Source organism: Mesorhizobium shonense, assembly GCF_040545255.1.
Taxonomy (GTDB): Bacteria; Pseudomonadota; Alphaproteobacteria; order Rhizobiales; family Rhizobiaceae; genus Mesorhizobium; species Mesorhizobium shonense.
Genome location: NZ_JBEPLM010000001.1, coordinates 725,863 through 746,789, shown reverse-complemented (window position 1 = coordinate 746,789; position 20,927 = coordinate 725,863). Strand labels below are relative to the sequence as shown.

General features: G+C 64.2%; 23 protein-coding genes and 1 riboswitch. Of the genes, 18 read left to right on the top strand and 5 right to left on the bottom strand.

All coding sequences use genetic code 11. The annotated features are described in order from the left end of the window. Positions 1-9 precede the first annotated feature (9 nt). Positions 10-765, top strand: a complete 756-nt coding sequence (locus ABID26_RS03835) for a crotonase/enoyl-CoA hydratase family protein (RefSeq protein WP_292343342.1) — start codon at positions 10-12, stop codon at positions 763-765. Between the two features lie 6 nt (positions 766-771). Here the strand turns inward: ABID26_RS03835 and ABID26_RS03830 are convergent, their stop codons facing one another. Next, positions 772-1,404: a LysE family translocator gene (locus ABID26_RS03830; RefSeq protein WP_292343340.1), complete on the bottom strand. Its 633-nt coding sequence runs from the start codon at positions 1,402-1,404 to the stop codon at positions 772-774. Positions 1,405-1,650: 246 nt separating this feature from the next. Between ABID26_RS03830 and ABID26_RS03825 the strand changes: the two genes are divergently transcribed. Genes ABID26_RS03825 through ABID26_RS03810 form a run of 4 tightly spaced genes read left to right on the top strand, consistent with a single transcriptional unit; the run spans position 1,651 to position 4,717 of the window. After that, a complete protein-coding gene (locus ABID26_RS03825) occupies positions 1,651-2,976 on the top strand; it encodes a hypothetical protein (protein ID WP_354413906.1) in 1,326 nt (441 codons plus the stop codon). Beyond that, complete coding sequence (locus tag ABID26_RS03820) at positions 2,969-3,562, top strand: hypothetical protein (RefSeq protein ID WP_292372609.1); 594 nt, start codon at positions 2,969-2,971, stop codon at positions 3,560-3,562. The genes ABID26_RS03825 and ABID26_RS03820 overlap by 8 nt, the downstream gene beginning before the upstream one ends. Beyond that, positions 3,559-4,137, top strand: a complete 579-nt coding sequence (locus ABID26_RS03815; protein WP_292372611.1) for a hypothetical protein — start codon at positions 3,559-3,561, stop codon at positions 4,135-4,137. Before ABID26_RS03820 ends, ABID26_RS03815 begins: the two co-directional genes overlap by 4 nt. Before the next feature lie 10 nt (positions 4,138-4,147). Next, positions 4,148-4,717, top strand: a complete 570-nt coding sequence (locus tag ABID26_RS03810) for a hypothetical protein (RefSeq protein WP_292372613.1) — start codon at positions 4,148-4,150, stop codon at positions 4,715-4,717. A 201-nt stretch (positions 4,718-4,918) separates the two neighbouring features. On the opposite strand, the gene pdxH is transcribed toward ABID26_RS03810, so the two are convergent. Next, complete coding sequence (pdxH, locus tag ABID26_RS03805; RefSeq protein ID WP_292372615.1) at positions 4,919-5,536, bottom strand: pyridoxamine 5'-phosphate oxidase; 618 nt, start codon at positions 5,534-5,536, stop codon at positions 4,919-4,921. Between the two features lie 40 nt (positions 5,537-5,576). Between pdxH and ABID26_RS03800 the strand changes: the two genes are divergently transcribed. The 4 genes from ABID26_RS03800 to ABID26_RS03785 all read left to right on the top strand — a co-directional run bounded on the left by ABID26_RS03800 (position 5,577) and on the right by ABID26_RS03785 (position 8,664). Beyond that, on the top strand, positions 5,577-6,041 hold the full coding sequence (locus ABID26_RS03800; RefSeq protein WP_126101476.1) for an RT0821/Lpp0805 family surface protein: 465 nt from the start codon (positions 5,577-5,579) through the stop codon (positions 6,039-6,041). A gap of 119 nt (positions 6,042-6,160) precedes the next feature. Next, positions 6,161-7,093, top strand: a complete 933-nt coding sequence (locus ABID26_RS03795) for a J domain-containing protein (protein ID WP_292342401.1) — start codon at positions 6,161-6,163, stop codon at positions 7,091-7,093. Between the two features lie 108 nt (positions 7,094-7,201). After that, positions 7,202-8,020, top strand: a complete 819-nt coding sequence (fabI, locus tag ABID26_RS03790; RefSeq protein WP_126101474.1) for an enoyl-ACP reductase FabI — start codon at positions 7,202-7,204, stop codon at positions 8,018-8,020. Between the two features lie 56 nt (positions 8,021-8,076). Continuing rightward, a complete protein-coding gene (locus ABID26_RS03785; protein ID WP_292343335.1) occupies positions 8,077-8,664 on the top strand; it encodes a histidine phosphatase family protein in 588 nt (195 codons plus the stop codon). Between the two features lie 291 nt (positions 8,665-8,955). Here ABID26_RS03785 and ABID26_RS03780 read toward each other — a convergent pair whose 3' ends face one another. After that, the gene (locus ABID26_RS03780) at positions 8,956-9,210 is read right to left on the bottom strand and encodes a DUF1344 domain-containing protein (protein ID WP_292302861.1); all 255 of its coding nucleotides are present in this window, start codon (positions 9,208-9,210) and stop codon (positions 8,956-8,958) included. Between the two features lie 213 nt (positions 9,211-9,423). On the opposite strand from ABID26_RS03780, the gene aroC reads away from it, so the two are divergent. Next, positions 9,424-10,539, top strand: coding sequence for a chorismate synthase (gene aroC, locus ABID26_RS03775; RefSeq protein WP_292342399.1), 1,116 nt, complete (start codon positions 9,424-9,426; stop codon positions 10,537-10,539). Positions 10,540-10,630: 91 nt separating this feature from the next. Continuing rightward, positions 10,631-11,731, top strand: a complete 1,101-nt coding sequence (gene ribB / locus ABID26_RS03770; RefSeq protein WP_126101470.1) for a 3,4-dihydroxy-2-butanone-4-phosphate synthase — start codon at positions 10,631-10,633, stop codon at positions 11,729-11,731. Positions 11,732-12,081: 350 nt separating this feature from the next. Here ribB and ABID26_RS03765 read toward each other — a convergent pair whose 3' ends face one another. Continuing rightward, complete coding sequence (locus tag ABID26_RS03765) at positions 12,082-13,302, bottom strand: MFS transporter (RefSeq protein WP_354413897.1); 1,221 nt, start codon at positions 13,300-13,302, stop codon at positions 12,082-12,084. Positions 13,303-13,423: 121 nt separating this feature from the next. Here ABID26_RS03765 and ABID26_RS03760 point away from each other — a divergent pair, with 121 nt between their 5' ends. Both ABID26_RS03760 and ABID26_RS03755 read left to right on the top strand, forming a co-directional pair. Further along, the gene (locus ABID26_RS03760; protein ID WP_126101468.1) at positions 13,424-14,014 is read left to right on the top strand and encodes a TetR/AcrR family transcriptional regulator; all 591 of its coding nucleotides are present in this window, start codon (positions 13,424-13,426) and stop codon (positions 14,012-14,014) included. Positions 14,015-14,144: 130 nt separating this feature from the next. Next, positions 14,145-15,125 (top strand): hypothetical protein, encoded by a 981-nt coding sequence (locus ABID26_RS03755; RefSeq protein WP_126101467.1) that lies wholly within the window; start codon positions 14,145-14,147, stop codon positions 15,123-15,125. 31 nt (positions 15,126-15,156) lie between these two features. Here the strand turns inward: ABID26_RS03755 and bluB are convergent, their stop codons facing one another. After that, the gene (gene bluB / locus ABID26_RS03750) at positions 15,157-15,894 is read right to left on the bottom strand and encodes a 5,6-dimethylbenzimidazole synthase (RefSeq protein ID WP_126101466.1); all 738 of its coding nucleotides are present in this window, start codon (positions 15,892-15,894) and stop codon (positions 15,157-15,159) included. Positions 15,895-15,937: 43 nt separating this feature from the next. After that, a riboswitch (cobalamin riboswitch) is annotated at positions 15,938-16,116 on the bottom strand. Positions 16,117-16,230: 114 nt separating this feature from the next. Between bluB and ABID26_RS03745 the strand changes: the two genes are divergently transcribed. From ABID26_RS03745 to dxs, 5 genes are all read left to right on the top strand, one after another. After that, positions 16,231-17,157, top strand: coding sequence for a histone deacetylase family protein (locus ABID26_RS03745; RefSeq protein WP_292372621.1), 927 nt, complete (start codon positions 16,231-16,233; stop codon positions 17,155-17,157). A gap of 3 nt (positions 17,158-17,160) precedes the next feature. Further along, positions 17,161-17,412: an exodeoxyribonuclease VII small subunit gene (locus ABID26_RS03740; RefSeq protein WP_126101464.1), complete on the top strand. Its 252-nt coding sequence runs from the start codon at positions 17,161-17,163 to the stop codon at positions 17,410-17,412. Between the two features lie 101 nt (positions 17,413-17,513). Continuing rightward, positions 17,514-17,780: a DUF2277 domain-containing protein gene (locus ABID26_RS03735; RefSeq protein ID WP_126101463.1), complete on the top strand. Its 267-nt coding sequence runs from the start codon at positions 17,514-17,516 to the stop codon at positions 17,778-17,780. A gap of 9 nt (positions 17,781-17,789) precedes the next feature. Next, positions 17,790-18,710: a pirin family protein gene (locus ABID26_RS03730; protein WP_292372623.1), complete on the top strand. Its 921-nt coding sequence runs from the start codon at positions 17,790-17,792 to the stop codon at positions 18,708-18,710. 132 nt (positions 18,711-18,842) lie between these two features. Continuing rightward, positions 18,843-20,756 (top strand): 1-deoxy-D-xylulose-5-phosphate synthase, encoded by a 1,914-nt coding sequence (dxs, locus tag ABID26_RS03725; protein WP_292366800.1) that lies wholly within the window; start codon positions 18,843-18,845, stop codon positions 20,754-20,756. Positions 20,757-20,927 lie beyond the last annotated feature (171 nt).

Sequence of the window (20,927 nt, the reverse complement as noted above, 5' to 3'; positions counted from 1 at the left end):
GAACCGACCGTGACCGACCATATCCTCGTCGAGCGCCGGGGCGCCGTGCAGATCATCCGCATGAACCGGCCGGACAAGAAGAACGCGCTGACCCGCGCCATGTACGCGAAAATGTCGGCCGCTCTTGCCGAAGGCGACGCCGATCCGGCGGTCCGCGTCCATGTCTTCCTCGGCGTCCCCGGCGCCTTTTCCTCCGGCAACGATCTCGCCGATTTCCTGGTCATTGCCACAGGCGGCGAGGGCGGCAACGAGGTCTGGGATTTTCTCATGGCGCTGGCCAAGGCGGAGAAGCCGACGGTCTCGGGCGTCGACGGCATCGCGGTCGGTATCGGCACCACGCTCAATTTGCATTGCGACCTGACCTTCGCCACGCCGCGCACGCTCTTCCGCACGCCCTTCGTCGACCTCGGCCTGGTGCCTGAAGCCGGATCGAGCCTGCTGGCGCCATGGATCCTCGGCCGGCAGGGCGCCTTCGCGCTGCTGGGTCTCGGCGAAGGCTTTTCGGCCGAGCGCGCCAAGGCCGCCGGCCTGATCTACGAGGTGGTCGCGGAAGAGGCGCTGGAAGGCGCGGTGCTGGCGGCCGCCAACGAAATCGCCGCCAAGCCGCCGCAGGCGCTGAAGATCGCCCGCGACCTGATGCGTGAGCCGCGCGAGGAATTGATCGCCCGCATCAAGGTCGAAAGCGAGCATTTCCGTGAGCGGCTGAAGTCGGACGAGGCGCGCGCCGCGCTCACCGCCTTCATGACGCGAAAGAAGCCGAGCTGAGGGGATCTAGCGCTGCTCGGCCGCGATTCGAATGCCAAGGGCAATCAGCAGCGTGCCGCTGATTGCTTCGACGGCGCGGCGCACATTCGGCCGGCGCAGCCAGTCGCCGGCCTTGGCGATGACGGTCGCATAGATGGTCAGCCAGGCGAAGGTGATCAGCGCAAAGACGATGCCGAGCAGCAAAAGTGACAGGAAGGACGGCTGACCGGCCGGCACGAATTGCGGCAACAGGCTGGGGAAGAACACCGCTATCTTCGGATTGCCGAGATCGCTGACGAAGCCCTGCCGGAATGCGGCAACTGGGGCAAGCCGCATATGCGGCATGGCCGGTGACTGCGCATGTTGGCTTTGCGTCGGCCAGATGGCTTCACGCAGTGCTTGCATGCCGAGATAGATCAGATAGGCGGCGCCGGCATATTTGACGGTCAGGAAGAGCGGCTCGGAAGCCGTGAGCAAGGCGACCAAACCGGCGCTTGTCGCCAGCGCCCAGATCGTCAGCCCGCAGCCGACACCAAGCGCAGTCAAGATTCCTGCAGAACGGCCGCCGAGCAAGGTGTTGCGGATGGTGATCGCGGTATCCGGACCGGGGGTGACGATCACCACGATAGAGACGCCAAGGAATGCCAGGAAGATTGCCATGCCGAACCTCCGAAGGCCTGAAGCCTTTGCGACAGTATGGCCGGAAATGGCACCAAGCGTAAGGCGAGGCGGCCGGCCAATTTCGCCTAAAGGTTGGTGCAGGGGTGTCAAAGCAATCCGGTTTGCCCTATGTCTCGACGACGCGTGGCGGGGGCTCGTGGAATGGAGGGGACATGATCCGACACGCTGCCGCCGAACCCGCCAGAGCGGTTGGAGGACGTTCACTGACGCATTGAACGCCTCGACATGCTTGCCGATGCCGCAAAGCCGCTGGTGCTGACATTCAGGCTCTGGTGGCGCTTCTGGCCGCAACTGGTCGCCATGGTGCTGTTGGGCATCGTGTTCGGCGACCTGTTCATGCAGATCGCCGCGCGTACCGCCCTTGTCAATCACATGGCGGGGCTCGCCTTGCTGACGCTTGTCGCGCTGACCCAGCTCATCGTCACCGTCGCCATGTTCCAGACGCTGCCGCCGGCTCTGCCGGCGACACGTGCCGCGCAGCAGGCGGCGCGTGGCGAAAGCACAGGCGAACCTCGGACCGGCGGCGCACGGCTGGCGCGCATGGTCACCGTCGCGATGCTGCCCTTCTTCGCCTACTACGCCGCCTGGGGCTTTCTCGGCGACACTGTGCGGCAGTATTCGCGCGTCGCGCTCGACATGGCGCCCTTCGGCGAAGGGGCGGGCAACGTTCTCGACGTGCTCGATTCGCGCTGGCTGATCTTTTCGGTCGCGATCTCCTGGCTGATCCGGCGCTTCGCCATCATGATGCAGGCGCGCGGCGCATCGCGCTCCTTCTGGCAGATCGTCGTGGTTATCTGCGAGACCAACTGGATCTTCATCGGTCTCTACGTGATCTCGCGCTGGAAGGACGAGGCCGTCGGCTGGATCATGAGCCGCAACATTTTTTCCGTCCTGCAGGCCGCCGCTGAAGGGATCGCCAATCCGATCGCAAGCGCCTTTGCCGCTCAGTTGGTTCCCGTCGAGGTCACGTCCATCGACACGACCGCCAGGCTGGTCAACCTGTTCTTCTACATGCTCCTGCCGGTGATCTGGCTGGTGCTCGCCGCGCTGATCTACGGCTACGACGTGCGCGACGACAAGGAACTGATGCGCATGCATCGGCGCATCATGCATTTTGGCGAGCGCTACCGCGCCATTCCGAAATTCCTGCGCGACTTCGTCGAGCATTTCATCTCCGGCTACCGCTCTCGCTATTTGCCGATCGCCAACGGCATGCGCATCACGCTGAGCTCGGGCGTGGTGCTGATCGTCACGCTGATCGTCGGCTACCGGCTGATCGACTGGTTGGCGGCCTGGGCATGGCTCGGCATGACGCGTCTCATCGGCCCGCATGAGCTCGATGTCTGGCAGGTGCTGTCCGAGGGCGTCTCGCTGCTGTTCGGCAGCCCGTTCCAGGACTCATCGACCGGCATTCTCGTCGAGCCGTTCAGGATCTGCTTCCTCGCCGCGATCCTCGAAACGGCCTTCGCGCTGCCGAAGCGCCGGACCGGCGAAGACGCTCGACCGGCGGGCTCCCCCGCCGGTGCGGAAGTCGGGGCCTACAATGCTTGAGAATGCCGGTTCCCGCCTGAAAGCCTGGCTGGTGGCCGGCATCGGCACCGCGGCGGCGATTGCCGTCGCCGGCGTCATGGGCGCATTCGGCGTAAGGCACGAGCCGCTGCTTGTCCTGGCGCCGGCCAGCCAGATTGAAACGGGCGAATGGCTGCTGAGACCGCTCAAGGCTTATGCCGCCGAAGGTGATAACCTCTACGGCGTGCCGCTCAGGCCCGGCGCGAAGGCGCTCGTCCTCGAGGTCGAGATGATCAACCGGACGGCCAGATCGACAAAGGACTATTTCGACGTCCTGCAGGCAAACCAGGCAACGATCGATCCGGCGACGAAACCCTTCATCGCGCTGATGCGCGATTCCACGCTGTCGCCGGAACTGCACCCCGGCTTGCCGGAACGCATGGCCTATATCTGGCAACTGCCGGACGGAGCGGCGCCGCCGGCGAAAGTCGACCTGACCGTCATCCGCAAGACGTACAAGCAGCGCGACAATCTCTATGGCCTGCCGGGCTGGTTCAATCCGGCGCCGATCGGCACGCTGAAGCTGCCTGTTGGCAGCGGCCCCGACACAACGGATATCCAGCCATGATGCGCAAGCTCGCCAACATCGTGCTGCTGCTCGCCGCTGTCTCGCTCTGCTACGGCCTGCAGGTCTCGAAGCCGCATTATGGCGACCTGATCGGACCGATCCCTGCGCGTGGCGATCTGGGTGACACGGTCGTCGGGCGTAGCTTCGAGCTGCGCGCCGAAAAGGTGGAATTCGCCCGCAACCTGAAAGTGGACAGGTTCGGTGACAGCAAGGTTCTGACCACGGGCGGTATTTGGGCCGTTGTCACGGTGGAGTTTGCGGCACGGGCGCAATCGACGACGGTGGCGGTTGCGTCCTGGCGCGGGGCGACCGGCCTGACCTATGACCAGACCGAGCGGCTGTCCTTCGCCGATGGGCTGCTTCCGGTGGCCATCGACCCCGGCCTGCCGAAAAAGGTCAGGCTGATCTTCGAGTTGCGGGCGGACGAAGTCAGCGATGCCACCTTGCTGGTTTCGGAAAAGCTGATGTCCGCGCTCGACTCGCAAGCCGAAATATCGCTCGGGCCGGTCGCCATTGGACCCGACGGCTTGCCGCCCGGCACGGTCGGCATGCTGGATATGGCTGAGCCGATCTGAGAGGTATCGAATGACGGCACAGGTTCTGGATCGCGAGAGCGGGACGAGCGAGCGGAAATGGCGCCGCCGCGGCCTTTGGTCGCTTGTTCTGCTCATCCCGCTGAGCCTGGCCATTGAGTCCTATGACAGCGTCAAGGCGCTGCTTGGCGACAACGACCTCTTCCCACGCCGCGTTGCCTGGGGCGAGAGCGCCCGTTTCGGCGGCAGCGACTGGAAGCTGACGGATCTGCGCGGCGCTTTCGGGATGTCGAAGCTGCCGCCCGATTCGGTGCCGGTGCTGGCCGACTTCCAGGTGAAGATCGGCGATCCCGATCTGCAGCGCCGATGGCTCGGCTGCAAGGCGATGCTGATTGATAAGGACGGCCGACGCTGGCTTTCGACTTCCGTCGTGTCGTTGAAGACGCCGGACAACGTGCAGACCTGCACCTCGGCGATCTTCTCCGGCGCCAAGAGCGGCGACACGCTCAATCTGCGCGAGACGTTTCTGGTCCCGAAGGAGGCGACCAAATCAATACGCCCGGCCGTCGGTGTCGCCAGCGAGCGGCCGCATTTCCTGCTGTTCCAGCTGGAAAAAGATTAAGGCATGTCTCCCGAAAGTGGGACCGGTTTCGGGACAAAGACATGCGTAAAATCAAAAACCTGAAGCGCACGGAGCGAATCTGAAAGATCGCGACGCACTTTAAAGCAATTCCAGGAAAAGTGTGTAACGGTTTTCCGTCCGGAATTGCGTAGAAACAAATAGTTAGAGCAGTTCGGCGTTTCCGTGAAACGGTGAACTGCTCTAGGGGTACAGCCGCGTCTTGTCCCAGCCGCCCTTGTCGTTGCGCGAGAACGCGATGCGGTCATGCAGCCGGAACGGGCGGTCGTGCCAGAACTCGATCGTCTGCGGCAGGATGCGGAAGCCTGACCAGTGTTTCGGCCGCGGGATCTCGCCGATCGCGTAGCGCGCGGTGTACTCGGCCACCGCCTTCTCCAGCGCGAAGCGGCTTTCCAGCGGCCGCGACTGTTTCGAGGCCCAGGCGCCGATGCGGCTGCCGCGCGGCCGCGTTGCGTAGTAGGCGTCGGCCTCGGCGTCGCTGACGATCTCCACCGGCCCCCGCACGCGCACCTGGCGGCGCAGCGATTTCCAGTGGAAGCACATCGCCGCCTTCATGCTGCCAAGAATCTCGCGGCCCTTGGCGCTCTCGAAATTCGTGTAGAAGACAAACCCCTTTTCGTCGAACCCCTTGAGCAGCACCATCCGCACATCCGGCATGCCGTCGGCATCGACGGTTGCCAGCGCCACGCCGTTGGGGTCGTTTGGCTCGCTCTTGGTGGCATCCGCCAGCCATGCGGCAAAGAGCCGGAACGGCTCCGCCGCCTCGGTGAAGTCACTGCTTGTTAACTCGGTTTCGTTCATAGTTTTCCAAATTTTTAACATTGCGGGAGGAGTTCGCCGATTGTCGCGTATCGCGCAAGCTTTTGACAGCGGGCAATGGAGCGTTATCGCTTCGGCCAGTGCCAAGGCTGCGCTGCTGACGTTGGCGCTCCCCCTTGCAGGTTGCGGTGCCGGCGGCTTCAGCCTCGAGAAAGCGGAGGTCGACCGCTCGATCATCACCTCCAGCGCGCCTTACTCGCCAGTCCAGCCGGCAAGCAGCGACAAGGATTCTGACCAGACCACCATCGGCAACGCTGTCTCCTCCGCCGACATCCAGGAACTCGGCGGCCAGGCCGTGCCATGGGCCAACGCCGGCACCGGCTCGCGCGGCGCGATCACCGAGCTGGTGGAACTCAAGGATGGCGGCCTCAGCTGCCGTCGCTTCACCGCCACGCGCGAGAGCTTCGACGGCGTCGCCTTGTACAGGGGCGAGCTTTGCATGGCTGGCGCCGGCGGCTGGCGCATGCAAGAATTCAAGGCGCTCTGATTTAGTTCGGGGCGCTCTGATTTTCGCTCGCCGATCCCACTTGCGCTACTGGAATTTCTTCCTATCCGAGCGCATATAGGGGGCAACCGTGGACCCATTCTCTCTTTCAGGCAGGAAGCATGCGCGACCCCTATGAGGTGCTGGGCGTTGCCAGGAACGCATCGGCCAAGGACATAAAATCGGCGTACCGCAAGCTCGCCAAGCAGCATCATCCGGACCAGAATCCGAATGATCCGAAGGCGAAGGAGCGTTTTGCCGCCGCCAACCAGGCTTACGAGATCGTCGGCGACGAGAAGACACGCGCCGCTTACGATCGCGGCGAGATCGACGCCGACGGCAAGCCGAGATTCCAGGGCTTCGAGGGCACGGCAGGCGGCGGCGATCCGTTCGCCGGGTTCCGCCGTCAGCAGGGCCCTGGCGGCGCGCAGCATTTCGAATTCCGCACCGGCCGTCCGGGCGGCGATCCGTTCGACGGCAACAGCGACATTTTCAGCCAGATCTTCGGCGATGCCTTTTCTGGCGCCCGCGGCGCCGGCCGTGGCGACCGCCGCCAGCCGGTACAGGCCGCCGATTTGAACGTCACGCTGGACATCACCGTCGAGGAGGCGGCCACCGCCGACAAGGTGACGGCGATGTTCCCCGATGGCCGCAAGATGGCGGTCAAGCTTCCTGTCTATGTCGAGGACGGGCAGACCATCCGGCTCAAGGGCCAGGGCGAGCAGGGGCCTGGGCAGCCCGGCGACGCGCTGGTCAAGATCCACATCCGCCGCCATCCGCGTTATCGCATCGAGGGCCGCGACCTGCATGTCGACCTGCCCGTCGACCTGGCCGACGCCGTGCTTGGCGCCAAGGTGGCGGTCGAAACGCCGACCGGCAAGCTCGCGGTCAACGTTCCGGCATGGTCGAGTTCCGACAAGGTGCTGCGCCTGAAGGGCAGGGGTTTGCCGGAAAAAGTGGGCGGCCACGGCGACCTCTACGCCCATGTGCGGCTGATGCTGCCGGAGGGTGGAGATGCCGATCTCGAAGCCCTGATGCGCAACCGAAAAGGCTGATCGAGGCGATTTTCTCCTCAAGCCAGTCTGTTTTCGACGCTTGAAGGGGCCCTGTGCCTGTGCGATAGGGCTCCACACGAAGCAGACATTCTTGCGGAGAACGCGCACATGGCGGGTGGACAGGGCCTGATGGCCGGTAAGCGGGGCCTTATTCTCGGCGTCGCGAACAATCGGTCGATCGCTTTCGGCATCGCCAAGGCTTGCGTCGATCATGGCGCGGAAATCGCGCTGACCTATCAGGGCGAGGCGTTCAAGAAGCGCGTCGAGCCGTTGGCGGCCGAACTCAACGCGCATGTCGCCGGCCATTGCGACGTCACCGATCCGGAAAGCCTCGACGCCGTCTTCGCCGACATTGCCAAGCATTGGGGCAAGATCGATTTCCTCGTCCATGCCATCGCTTTCTCCGACAAGGACGAGCTCACCGGCCGCTATGTCGAGACGACGCGCGACAATTTCCTGCGCACCATGGACATTTCGGTGTTTTCCTTCACCACCATCGCCAAGCGCGCTGAACCGCTGATGAGCGAAGGCGGCTCGCTTTTGACGCTGACCTATTACGGCGCCGAGAAGGTGATGCCGCACTACAACGTCATGGGCGTTGCCAAGGCGGCGCTCGAGGCCAGCGTGCGCTATCTCGCCGTCGACCTCGGCGCCAAGAAGATCCGCGTCAATGCGATCTCGGCCGGCCCGATCAAGACGCTCGCCGCCTCAGGCATCGGCGACTTCCGCTACATCCTCAAGTGGAACGAGTACAACGCACCGCTCAAGCAGACGGTGACGCAGGAAGAAGTCGGCGATTCCGGCGTCTACTTCCTGTCGGATCTGTCGCGCGGCGTGACAGGTGAGGTCCACCATGTCGATTCCGGCTACCATGTCGTCGGCATGAAGGCGGTCGACGCGCCGGACATCTCCACCGTCAAGGACTAACTCTCTCCACCTTTTCCTTCTCCGCCCAGGCCGTGGCCCGACCTCCGGGAGATCCGATGTATCCGCTCGTCTACATCGTGCGCCACGGCCGGACGCAGTGGAATGCCGAGGGTCGGCTGCAGGGCCAGGCCGACACCGACATGAATGCGCTTGGCCGCGAGCAGGCGACGCATAATGGCGGTCGGCTGGCAGCGCTCGTCAGAAATCCTGCGGATTTCGACTTTGTCGCCAGCCCGATGCGGCGCACGCGCGAGACGATGGAGCTGATGCGCGCCGCGATGGGGCTCGATCCGCTCGCTTACCGGACAGAACCGCGTCTGGTGGAATTGAGTTTCGGCGACTGGCAGGGCTTTACTTTCGCCGAGCTCGAGGCCCGGCATCCTGGCTCGACGCATGGCCGCCGCGCCGCCAAATGGGATTTCCAGCCGCCGGGCGAGGGCGCGGAAAGCTACGAAATGCTGCTCGAGCGGATCAAGCCGTGGTTCGACGCGCTTGACCGGCAGACCGTCTGCGTCACCCATGGCGGCGTCATGCGCTGCCTGTTTCGCTTTGTCGAAGGGATGTCCAACAAGGAAGCGGCCAGTCTCGAGATCCCGCAGGACCGTCTGCTCCGCCTGCAGGGCCGGAGACTGGAGTGGTTGTAGGGGCCGCGCCTCAGCATCGTCATCCTAGGGCGGAGCAGGAGCGAAGCTCCGTTGCGGAGACCCTAGGAATCCATGCCATGACCTAGGCCGAATGACAAAAGCGGTGCAGAACAGAGGTCGTTCTGCACCGCTGCAAAACTCCGACGCAACGGCATGGATTCTAGGGTCTGCGCGCGTCGCTCCGCTCCTTGCTTCGCCCTAGAATGAGAAGCTTTCGGCGTTGCGGCCAATGCCTAAAGGGTCCTTTACCGGCGTACCGCGTTGGCTAAGGCCTCGCGGCTTAGATTAGTCCTAGTCGCTGTCCGGCAATTGCATATCGGTCACGACGTTCTCGCCATTGGTCACGTCATATGCGATGACGATATCCATGCCGGGCTTCAGCGCGTCGAGATCGGTCTCGGCGTTGAGCTTGTAGGCCTTGCCGTCGTCGAGCGTCAGCGTCAGCGTGTCCTTGTCGACCTTCTTGATCAGGCCTTCGGTCTGGCCGGCGAACGCGGCTGTGGAAATCATGAGCATGGCGCCAACAGCGCCAATCAGGGTACGCATCGTCGTCCTCTTTGGTCATTGCGCCGGCATGAGCAACGGCGGATCCTCAACGGCGGATGGAAGAGAGCAGAAACCAATCGAATGTGTCAAAACTAAATCCGCCAGATCACAGATTGCTGCGTCCGATCACCGTTTGACCGCTGTGGAAAACGCCAATAGAAGGCACCCTTGAACCGGCGAACCGGCTTCGCCGCCGGGCAAGGCGTTTTTTCCATGTCTCACAACACCTTCGGCCATCTGTTCCGCGTCACCACCTGGGGTGAAAGCCACGGCGCCGCGCTCGGCTGCGTGGTCGACGGCTGCCCGCCCGGCATCCGCTTCAAGCGCGAGGATATCCAGGCCGAGCTTGACCGTCGCCGCCCCGGCCAGTCGCGTTTCGTCACCCAGCGGCGTGAGCCCGACGAGGTGAAGATCCTCTCCGGCTTCATCCTCGACGAGGACGGCGAGACGATGATCACCACCGGCACGCCGGTGTCGATGCTGATCGAGAATGTCGATCAGCGCTCCAAGGATTACGGCGAGATCGCCCGCCAGTACCGGCCGGGCCATGCCGACTACACCTATGACGTCAAATACGGGTTGCGCGACCATCGCGGCGGCGGCCGCTCCTCGGCACGCGAGACCGCCGCGCGGGTGGCGGCGGGCGCGCTGGCGCGCAAGGTGGTGCCTGGCATGGTGGTGCGCGGCGCGCTGGTCTCGATGGGCGAAAAATCCATCGACCGCGCCAACTGGAACTGGAATTTCGTCAGTGATGCCGAAAACCCGTTCTTCACCCCGGACCCGGCCTCGGTTTCCGTATTCGCCGCCTATCTCGACGGCATCCGCAAGGCCGGCTCTTCGGTCGGCGCGGTCATCGAGATCGTCGCCGACGGCGTTCCGGCTGGTCTCGGCGCGCCGATCTACGCCAAGCTCGACCAGGACATCGCCTCCGGCCTGATGTCGATTAACGCCGTCAAGGGCGTCGAGATCGGCAACGGCTTCGAGGCGGCGCGCATCACCGGCGAGCAGAACGCCGACGAGATGCGCATCGGCAATGACGGCAAGCCGGTGTTTCTATCCAACAACGCGGGCGGCATCCTGGGCGGCATCTCGACCGGACAGGCGATCGTCGCCCGCTTCGCCGTCAAGCCGACCTCCTCGATCCTGACGCCGCGGAAATCGATCGACAAGGACGGCAAAGACGTCGAGGTCATGACCAAGGGCCGGCATGACCCGTGCGTCGGCATCCGCGCCGTGCCGATCGGCGAGGCCATGGTTGCCTGCGCGATTGCGGACCACTATTTGCGGCATAGAGGACAGACAGGAAAGGGAGTAGGCAGTAGGGAATAGGCAGTAGGGACGCGGCCCAGCCTAGCACAACCTTTCCTTCCCTGCTGCCTACTGCCTAATTCCTATTCCCTGCGAGCGAAGCGAGCGCCCCATGCCATACGACCAGAAGAAGATCGTCGAAGCGATCCGCGCCTTCGAGCGCGGCGAGATCGTCGTCGTCATGGATGATGACGGGCGCGAGAACGAGGGCGACCTGATCGTCGCCGCCGTCCACTGCACCCCGGAAAAGATGGCCTTTATCGTGCGCAACACGTCGGGCATCGTCTGCACGCCGATGCTGCGCGAGGATGCGAGGCGGCTGAACCTGGCGCCGATGGTGGCGGACAATGATTCCGCCCACACCACGGCCTTCACCGTCAGCGTCGACTTCAAGCACGGCACCACGACCGGCATTTCGGCCGATGACCGCACGCTTACCGTGCGCAATCTCGCCAATGGCAATGTCGGCGCCTCCGATTTCGTGCGCCCCGGCCACATCTTCCCGCTGATCGCGCGCGAAGGCGGCGTGCTGATGCGCTCGGGCCATACCGAAGCCGCAGTCGATCTCTGCAAGCTCGCCGGCCTGCCGCCGGTCGGCGTCATCTCCGAACTGGTCAACGACGACGGCACGGTCAAGCGCGGGCCCGAAGTTCAGGCTTTCGCCGAGCAGCATGGCCTGAAGCAGGTGTCGGTCGCCGACCTCATCGCCTACCGGCAGCGCAAGGAAACGTTGGTCGAGCGTGTCGCCTGCTCGGACATCGACACGCCCGGCGGCAAGGCGCAGGTCTTCACCTACACGCTGCCCTGGGATTCCATGCATCACGTCGCGGTCGTCTTCGGCGACATACGCGACGGCGAGGAAGTGCCGGTGCGCCTGCATTCGGAAGATGTCGTGACCGACGTCTTCGGCACCAGCCACCGCCTGGATACAATCATGAAGGCGATGGGAGAGCGCAAGCGCGGCGTCATCGTCTATCTGCGCGAAGGCTCGGTCGGCGTCGCCCATCAGGAGCGCAAGCGGCCGCAGAGCGGCGACCGCGAGGATCATGAGGAAGCCCGCCGTCGCGAGAACGAGTGGCGCGAGATCGGCCTCGGCGCCCAGATCCTCAAGGACCTCGGCATTTCCTCGATCAACCTGATCGCCTCGCGCGAGCGCCACTATGTCGGCCTCGAAGGGTTTGGCATTCATATCGCCAAGACCGAGATTCTTTAGGCCGTCGAGGGATTGACGCGCCGGAGGTCCTACGGCAGCCCGCCGGCGTTGCTGGCTGACCGAAGCCTCCGCGACGTAGGCGATTGACCGGAGCCTCCGCGACGGCGTCATCCACGGGCGGAGCAAGGAGCGAAGCGACGCGCGAAGACCCGAGGATCCATTCCGTGACTTCGAAGCGTTGCGACGGTTCAGAATTCTGCTCCGCTGCGCTTTACGATCAAGGTAACGGAATGGATCCTCGGGTCTGCGCCCCGCTTCGCGTCGCTCCGCCCGTGGATGACGCCGTCCCGGAGGCCACGGCCAACTTCCGACCTCTGCAATGATCACCGGATGGCTGTACGCTCGTACCGTCACTCAGCGGGCATTACCGCTTCACCCCTGTCCACATCGCAGTCTTCCGTCGCCAGCCGGCATTGGCCGGCGAGCACGGTGGCCAAAGCAATGGCGCCTGCCGCGACCGACACAAAGAACCCGTTCTGCGGTCCAAAAGTGTCGACCACCCAGCCGGCGGCGAAGGAGCCCAGCGCCATGCCGATTCCGATCCCGGTCGTCACCCAGGTGACGCCTTCGGTCAGCATCGCCGCCGGTACATGGCGCTCGATCAGGCCGAAGGCGGTGATGAAGGTCGGCGAGATCGCGACGCCGCTGACGAAGACGGCAAGCGCCAGCGTCGGCACGGTATCGGCAAAGAGCAGCGGCAGCGTGGTGAGCGCGATGACGGCGACCGCGATCGCCAGTTGCCGCTGCAGCGGCGCCTTCAGGTTGAGCGCCCCGACGATGATGCCGAGCACGAAGGACCCCAGCGCATAGACGCCGATGACGAGGCTCGCCGCTTCGGGCTGGCCGAGCTGCTTGGTGATCGCCACCGTAGTCACTTCGGTGGTGGCGAAGGTCGCGCCGACGAAGATCAGGGCAAAGGTGATGATCTGGACCGGCCGCAAGCGGATCGCCGATCCGCCCGCGCCATGCTCCGTCGGACGGACCGGCGGCTCCGTCGAACGCTGCAGCAGGAATGCCGCCGAGCCGAGAGCGAGCAGCAGCGTGCTCACCAGCATGCCGGCTTCCGGAAACAGCGCGGCGCTCAGGCCGACTGAGAGCGACGCGCCGGCGACATAGACCAATTCGTCCGCCGCCGATTCGAAGGCGAAGGCGGTGTTGAGCTCGGGGCGATTGCGGAAAATCTCGGTCCAGCGCGCCCTGACCAGCGCCGGAATGCTGGGCATGGCGGCGGCAAGCAGCGCGGACAGGAACAAGGTCCACACCGGCCAGTGCTGGTTCGCCGCCGCGATCAGGGTCGCGAAGGAAAGCACCGAAACAAGGGTCGTGGGCACGGCAACCCGGCTTTGGCCGAGCCGGTCCACGAGCCGCGAGATCTGCGGCGACAGGAAGGCGTTGACCAGCGCGTAGGTCGCCGAAACGGCGCCGGCCAGCCAGTATTCACCATGCGTCTGCGACAGCATCGCCACGATGCCGATCGGCGCCATGGCGATCGGCAGCCGTGCGATGAAGGCCGCCGCGGCAAAGCCTTTCGTGCCGGGAGCCTGGAAGATTTCCGAATAGGGGTTTCGCATGGTCCTGCTCCTCGACAAGGGAAGGCGCCGCAATTACATACGCAGCGTATGAATGTCAGATAGTTCATACGTCGTGTATGTCAATTGGCATACGTTGCGTATGTGAATAGGGCCAGAAGCAATGCACCGACCCCGCAAGGAGATGATCGCCGAGACGCGCGCCAAGCTGATCGCAGCCGCCCGCCACGCCTTCGGCACGATCGGCTACGCCGAGGCCTCGATGGACGATTTCACTGCCTCGGCTGGCCTGACGCGCGGCGCGCTCTATCATCACTTCGGCGACAAGAAGGGGCTGCTGCAGGCGGTGATCGCCGAGATCGACGGCGAGATGGCTGCGCGGGTGAACGAAGTTGCCGCGCGGGCCCCGACGCGATGGCAGCACTTCGTCGATGAATGCACCACCTATATCGAGATGGCGCTGGAGCCGGAGATCCAGCGCATCATGTTCCGCGACGGCCCGGCGGTGCTGGGCGATCCGGCGCAGTGGCCGAACGCCAACGCCTGCACGGCTTCAATGACCGATCACCTGACCAAGCTGCAGGAAGAGGGCGTCGTCGTTCCCGACCTCGACCCCGAGACCGCGGCGCGGCTGATCAACGGCGCCAGCAGCCAGGCCTCGCAACGCATCGCCAATTCGGACGAGCCGGAAGCGACATCGAAACAGGTGGTGGCGGCGTTCAAGCAACTGCTCGAAGGCTTGAAAAGTAAGTAGCATCCGGCAGGCGGATGAGGGGCAGCAACTTCTTCAATAATTGTCCCCCGCTCAAAATCGCGCCGACATTGACAATGGCAGGGGTGAGCGCATCCTTCCCGGCCATTCTCTGAGGCGGGGAGTCGGGGCCATGTGGGACTTCAGCATCGGCCGGTCGGTGTCCATCATGATGCGGACATGGCCGTTCATCGTCTTTCGTATGATCGTCTATTTCGGCATCACGGTCGCCTACATCATGGCGACCGGCACCGGCGCCAGCGTCGGCTATGGCGTCGGACACATCTCGACCGATCCCGACGGGCCGATGTCGTTTGCCTTATGGGGCGGCGTCGTCGGCTTCGGCGTCGTCTCGATCGCCGTCTACTGGATCCGCGAATACATCCTCTATGTGCTCAAGGCCGGCCACATCGCCGTCATGGTCCATCTGATCGACGGCCACGACGTTCCCGACGGCCAGAACCAGATCGCCTATGCGAAGGAGGTTGTCACCCAGCGTTTTGCCGAGGCCAATATCCTTTTCGTCGTCGACCAACTGGTCAAGGGCGCCATCCGCGCCATCACCGGACTGCTCGGCGGCATCGCCGCCTTCCTGCCCATTCCGGGCTTGAGCGGCCTCGTCAGCTTCATCAACACCGTGATCCGCCTGTCGCTGACCTATGTCGACGAGATCATCCTCGGCTACAACATCCGCATCAATTCCAACTCGCCTTTCGAGACCGCCAGGCAAGGCGTCGTGCTCTACGCGCAGAACGGCAAGCACATGGTCAAGAACGCCGTCTGGCTGGCGGTGATCATGTGGGGTGTGTCCTTCGTCATCTTCCTGCTGATGCTGGCCCCGGCAGCCGCCATTCTCTGGGTGATGCCCGGGCAACTCGCCGGCTGGGCCTTTGTGCTGGCAATCGTCTTTGCCTGGGCCTTCAAGGCGGCCTTCATCGAACCCTTCGCCATCGCTTCGCTGATGCAGGTCTATTTCGACACCATCGAGGGCCAGGTGCCCAATCCGGAGTGGGATCTGCGCCTGGCAGAGGCCTCGTCGAAATTCAGGGAGCTTCGCGACAAGGCCCTCGGCTCCTTCGGCGGCTCGCGCTGGGATGCGCCCCGGGCTGCTTGATCAGCAGCTTGACCTACGAAGGACAGCATGATCACGGCTTCGGCAGCTCTATGCCACGAAGCTTTGCAATCGCCGACTTGAGCGGCGCCTCGCCGGCGCCGCAAAAGGTCTCGCTCATCACCAGCTCGGGCAGCGACAGGCGCCGGCCCCAGCCATGCGCTTCGAGATCCGGCCGCGGCGCGAATTCCGAGACGCGGCCGACGCAGAGATAGGCGATCGGCGTGACATGCTCGGGAATCGACAAAAGCCGCTTCAGCGCTTCTGTCTCGATGATGCTCACCCAGCCGACGCCGACGCCCTCGGCCCGCGCCGCCAGCCAGAAGTTCTGCACCGCGCAGACGGTGCTGTAGAGGTCCATCTCCGGGTTATGCCAGCGCCCGAGCGGCGAATTCTTCGAGCGCTGCCGGTCGCAGGTGACGCAGAGGTTGAGGGCGCTTTCGCAGATGCCCTCCAGCTTCAGCTTGCGGTAGAGCGCCTGCCGTTCCGCCTCGATCGCCGGCAATTCCAGCTCCCGCGCGGCAAGGAACAGGTCGCGCACCTGCCGCCGCCGCTCGGAATCGCGGATGACGATGAAGTTCCATGGCTGCATATAGCCGACCGATGGCGCGTGGTGCGCGGCCGTCAGCAATCGCGCCAGCACGGCATCGTCGAGTTCGTCCGAAACGAAATGGCTGCGCACGTCCCGCCTGGTGAACATCGCCCGGTAGACGGCGTCGCGCGCCAATTGGTCAAAGTCATCGCCGCCGGTGGCGGCCGCTTGTGCCTGCATCGCTTTTCCCCTTGGCGATAAGCAGTCCTCCACCTGACCATGCGGACGACCATGTCTGCCGGGCCGGTCTTCTGGCTTGGGATCGTCCCGCGTCCGGCGCCTTCCCGTCTGAGACAGTGGCTTTGCCGGCGCGGTCCCCCTTACAGCGTTGGGCACGCCACGGAGTTCAACCGTGTTCCCGATTCTCCCGCGTTGCGGGCACCAGGCAGCGGCGCGACCTTATCGCGAAGCTTCGGCCGCGCCAATGCCGTCGGCGACATATCAAGACGCGATTTTCCCCAGCCATTCGGCGCTTAAACATGGCCATCCGGGCTAGGCATGCCTAGATTAGGCGCCATGACCACCCGTCTCTATAGCCATCCGGTATTCCTGGAACACCTGACGCCGCCCGGCCACCCCGAGCGGCCGGACCGTTTGCGCGCCATCGAGCGCGTGCTGGACGACGAGGCTTTTTCGGCGCTCGACCGCGTCAAGGCGCCGGAAGGCGACGAGGCGACCATCCTTTATGCGCATCCGGAAGATTTTATCGCCCGCGTGCGTGCGGCCATCCCAGAGAGCGGCATTGTCTCGATCGATGCCGACACCAGCGCCAGCCCGAAGAGCTGGCAGGCCGCGGTGACCGCGATCGGCGCCGCCAATGCGGCGATAGACGATGTCTTCGAAGGCCGAGCCGCCAATGTCTTCGTTGCCGCCCGCCCGCCCGGCCACCATGCCGAGAAGACGACCGCAATGGGCTTTTGCCTGTTCAACACCGCGGCGATCGCCGCCCGCCATGCGCAGAAGAAGCATCAGGCCGAGCGCGTCGCCATCGTCGACTGGGACGTGCATCACGGCAACGGCACGCAGGACATTTTCTGGGACGATCCGTCGGTCCTCTATTGCTCGACCCACCAGATGCCGCTTTATCCCGGCACCGGCGCCAAGAGCGAAACCGGCGCCGGCAACATCGTCAACGCGCCGCTTGCGCCGAGCACCGGCAGCGAGACGTTTCGCGACGCCTTCCTGTCGCGCGTGCTGCCCTCCGTCGATGCGTTCGCCCCCGACCTGATCATCATTTCCGCTGGGTTCGATGCGCACCATCGCGATCCGCTGGCCGAGATCAACCTGACCGAGGATGATTTCGACTGGGCGACCGGCCAGCTGATGGACCGCGCCGGGCGCCATAGCGGCAACCGGCTCGTCAGCCTGCTGGAGGGCGGCTACGATCTGCAGGGACTGGCATTTTCGGTCGCCGCCCATGTCGGGCGGCTGATGAAGGGATGAATTATGGCTGATGAAGCTAACCAGGACGTCAAGGCGATGAGCTTCGAACAGGCGCTCGACGCGCTGGAGAAGATCGTCGATGATCTGGAGCGCGGCGATGTCCCGCTCGACCAGTCGATCCGCATCTACGAGCGCGGCGAGGCGCTGAAGGCGCATTGCGATCGGCTGCTCAAGGCGGCCGAGGACAAGGTCGAGAAGATCAGGCTCTCGCGCGACGGCAAGCCGGTGGGAACGGAGCCGCTCGACGCCGAGTAAGCTGTATTGATATTCAGGTGAGGTCGGCCTGACCTGAATCTCAACACACCTTGGTGCATAATCTCGAACGGCGGGAAACGATAGACAGGAGGCAAGCAAGCATGTGCCGCAACATCAAGACCCTGTTCAATTTCGAACCGCCGGCGACCGACGACGAGGTTCATGACGCGGCCCTGCAGTTCGTGCGCAAGCTGAGCGGCTCGACCAAGCCGTCCAAGCGCAACGAGCATGCCTTCCACCACGCCGTCGAGGCGATCGCCGCCGCCGCGCGCGAGCTCATCGATTCGCTTGAGACCACCCAGGAGCCGCGCAACCGCGAGGAAGAGGCCGCCAAGGCGAAAGCCAGGTCCGCGCTCCGCTTTGCCTGAGGTCGTGACATGAGCTTCTTTCCGGGCAACGATCCTGAGGCCGGCGATGTCTTCGCCTGCGACCAGATCGAATTGATGGTCATCCCCAACGCCAAGGACATTGGCGGCTTCGAGGTCCGCCGCGCCTTGCCGACCGCAAAACGCAGGCTGGTCGGACCGTTCATCTTCTTCGACCGCATGGGGCCGGCGATCCTGCGCGCCGGCCACGCGATCGACGTGCGCCCGCATCCTCATATCGGGCTTTCCACCGTCACCTATCTGTTCGACGGCAAGATCAGGCATCGCGATTCGCTCGGCACCGAAATGGTGATCGCGCCCGGCGACGTGAACCTGATGACCGCCGGCCGCGGCATCGTCCATTCCGAGCGCACGCCGGAGGAGTTGCGCGGCGCGCCGATGTCGATCTCCGGCCTGCAAACCTGGCTGGCGCTGCCGGATAGCCAGGAAGAGATCGCCCCGGTGTTCGCGAACACATCGGTGATCCGCCTGCCCGAAATCGATGCCGAAGGGGTCAGCGGCCGCGTCGTCATCGGCGAATTTTCCGGGCTGCGCTCGCCGGTCGCGACCGCCTCGGAGACGCTTTATGCCGATCTGCGGCTGGCGGCTGGCGCGAGCGTGAAAATCCCCGCCGATGCCGAGGAACGCGCCATTTATACGCTGGAAGGCGAGGTTTCGATCGCCGGAGATCGTTTTCCGGCTGAGCGGCTTCTGGTGTTCAAACCGGGCGAGGAAATCGTCGTCTCGTCCGAGCGCGGCGCGCATTTCATGCTGTTCGGCGGAGCGTCGCTGGGTTCCAAGCGTTATATCTGGTGGAATTTCGTTTCGTCCTCGAAGGAACGCATCGAGCAGGCCAAAGAAGAATGGAAGACGGGCCGCTTCGATATCGTTCCTGGCGATGAGGAAGAATTCATTCCGCTGCCGGAAGGTTAGAGCAGGATGGACATCCTGCGCCAACCGCGTCACTGACACGCATTTACATTGGCGCGCCGTCAGCCTATCTCGCTCATATCAAAGCGCATATTTGAAGGTTAACCCAAGGTTAAGTTAACAGGCCGCAACAGAGTGAACCCGAAGCCCGATACGCCGCTCCTCGACAAGGTCCGCATTCCTGCGGATTTGCGGGCGCTCGAGGAAAGTGAGCTGCCGCAGCTGGCGAGCGAACTGCGCACCGAGTTGATCGATGCCGTGTCACACACGGGCGGCCATCTTGGCGCCGGGCTGGGCGTGGTCGAGCTGACGGTTGCGCTGCACTACGTCTTCAACACGCCACAGGACCGGCTGATCTGGGATGTCGGCCATCAGGCCTATCCGCACAAGATCCTGACCGGCCGCCGCGACCGCATCCGCACGCTTCGCCAAGAGGGCGGCCTCTCCGGCTTCACCCGGAGAGTCGAGAGCGAATACGACCCCTTCGGCGCGGCGCATTCCTCGACCTCGATTTCCGCCGGCCTCGGCATGGCCATGGGCCGCGACCTTTCGGGCGGCCGCAACAACGTCATCGCCGTCATTGGCGATGGCGCCATGTCCGCCGGCATGGCCTATGAGGCGATGAACAATGCCGGCGCGCTCAATGCCCGCCTCATCGTCATCCTCAACGACAACGACATGTCAATCGCCCCGCCGACCGGCGCGATGAGCGCCTATCTGGCCCGGCTCGCCTCCGGCAAGGCCTATCTCGGCCTGCGCGATTTCGGCAAGAAGCTGACCTCCTATCTCGGCAAGCGCGCCGACAACGCCATCACGCGCGCCGTTGAGCACGCGCGCGGCTATGTCACCGGCGGCACGCTGTTCGAGGAAATGGGCTTTTTCCACATCGGCCCGATCGACGGACACAATCTGGAGCACCTGATCCCGGTGCTGAGGAACGTTCGCGACAATGCCGACGGCCCGGTGCTGATCCATGTCGTGACCCAGAAGGGCAAGGGCTACGCGCCGGCGGAAGCCGCCGCCGACAAATATCATGGCGTCAACAAGTTCGACGTCATCACCGGCGCGCAGGCCAAGGCGCCGGCCAACGCGCCGAGCTACACCAAGGTCTTCGCCGAAAGCCTGATCCAGGAGGCGCGCGAGGACGACCGCATCGTGGCGATCACCGCCGCCATGCCGAGCGGCACCGGACTCGACCTCTTCGGCGAGGTGTTTCCGACCCGAACCTTCGATGTCGGCATTGCCGAGCAGCATGCGGTGACCTTCGCCGCCGGCCTCGCCACCGAAGGCTACAAGCCCTTCGCCGCCATCTATTCGACCTTCCTCCAGCGCGCCTACGATCAGGTCGTGCATGACGTGGCGATCCAGAAACTGCCGGTGCGTTTCCCGATCGACCGCGCCGGCTTCGTCGGCGCCGATGGCGCCACCCATTGCGGCGCCTTCGACACCACCTTCCTGGCCTCGCTGCCTGGCTTCGTGGTCATGGCCGCCGCCGACGAGGCGGAGCTTCGCCATATGGTGCGCACCGCAGCCGACTACGATGGCGGCCCGATCGCCTTCCGCTATCCGCGCGGCAATGGCGTCGGCGTCGACATGCCTGAGCGCGGCTCGGTGCTTGAAATCGGCAAGGGCCGCATCCTGAAGGAAGGCACCAAGGTGGCGCTTCTCTCCTTCGGCACGCGGCTGCAGGATTGCCTGCTGGCGGCGGAAGAGCTCGGCGCGGCGGGCCTTTCCACCACCGTCGCCGACGCCCGCTTCGCCAAGCCGCTGGACGAAGATCTCATCCGCCGCCTCGCGCGCTCGCACGAGGTGCTGGTGACCGTGGAAGAAGGCGCGGTCGGTGGCTTCGCCAGCCAGGTGCTGCATTTCCTCGCCCATGAAGGGCTCTTGGAAAACGGCCTCAAGGTCCGCCCGCTGATCCTGCCCGATGAATTCACCGATCACGCCAAGCCCGAAAAGATGTATGCCGACGCGGGCCTCGACACCGCCGGCATCGTGCGCACCGTCTTCGCCGCCCTTGGCCATGGCGTTCAGGCGCAGCGCGCCTGAATCGAAATCTCAACCGTGCTGAAGCTCTTTGCCGGCTTCGGAAGCAATTCCAGAAAAAGTGTTAAGCGGTTTTACGTCCCGAATTGCGTAAAGCTAGAATCGTAACTATTTGTTAACGCTTCTGTTTGGCGGTTCGGTTACCGTATCTTTTGGCCGATTTTCAACGGCGCC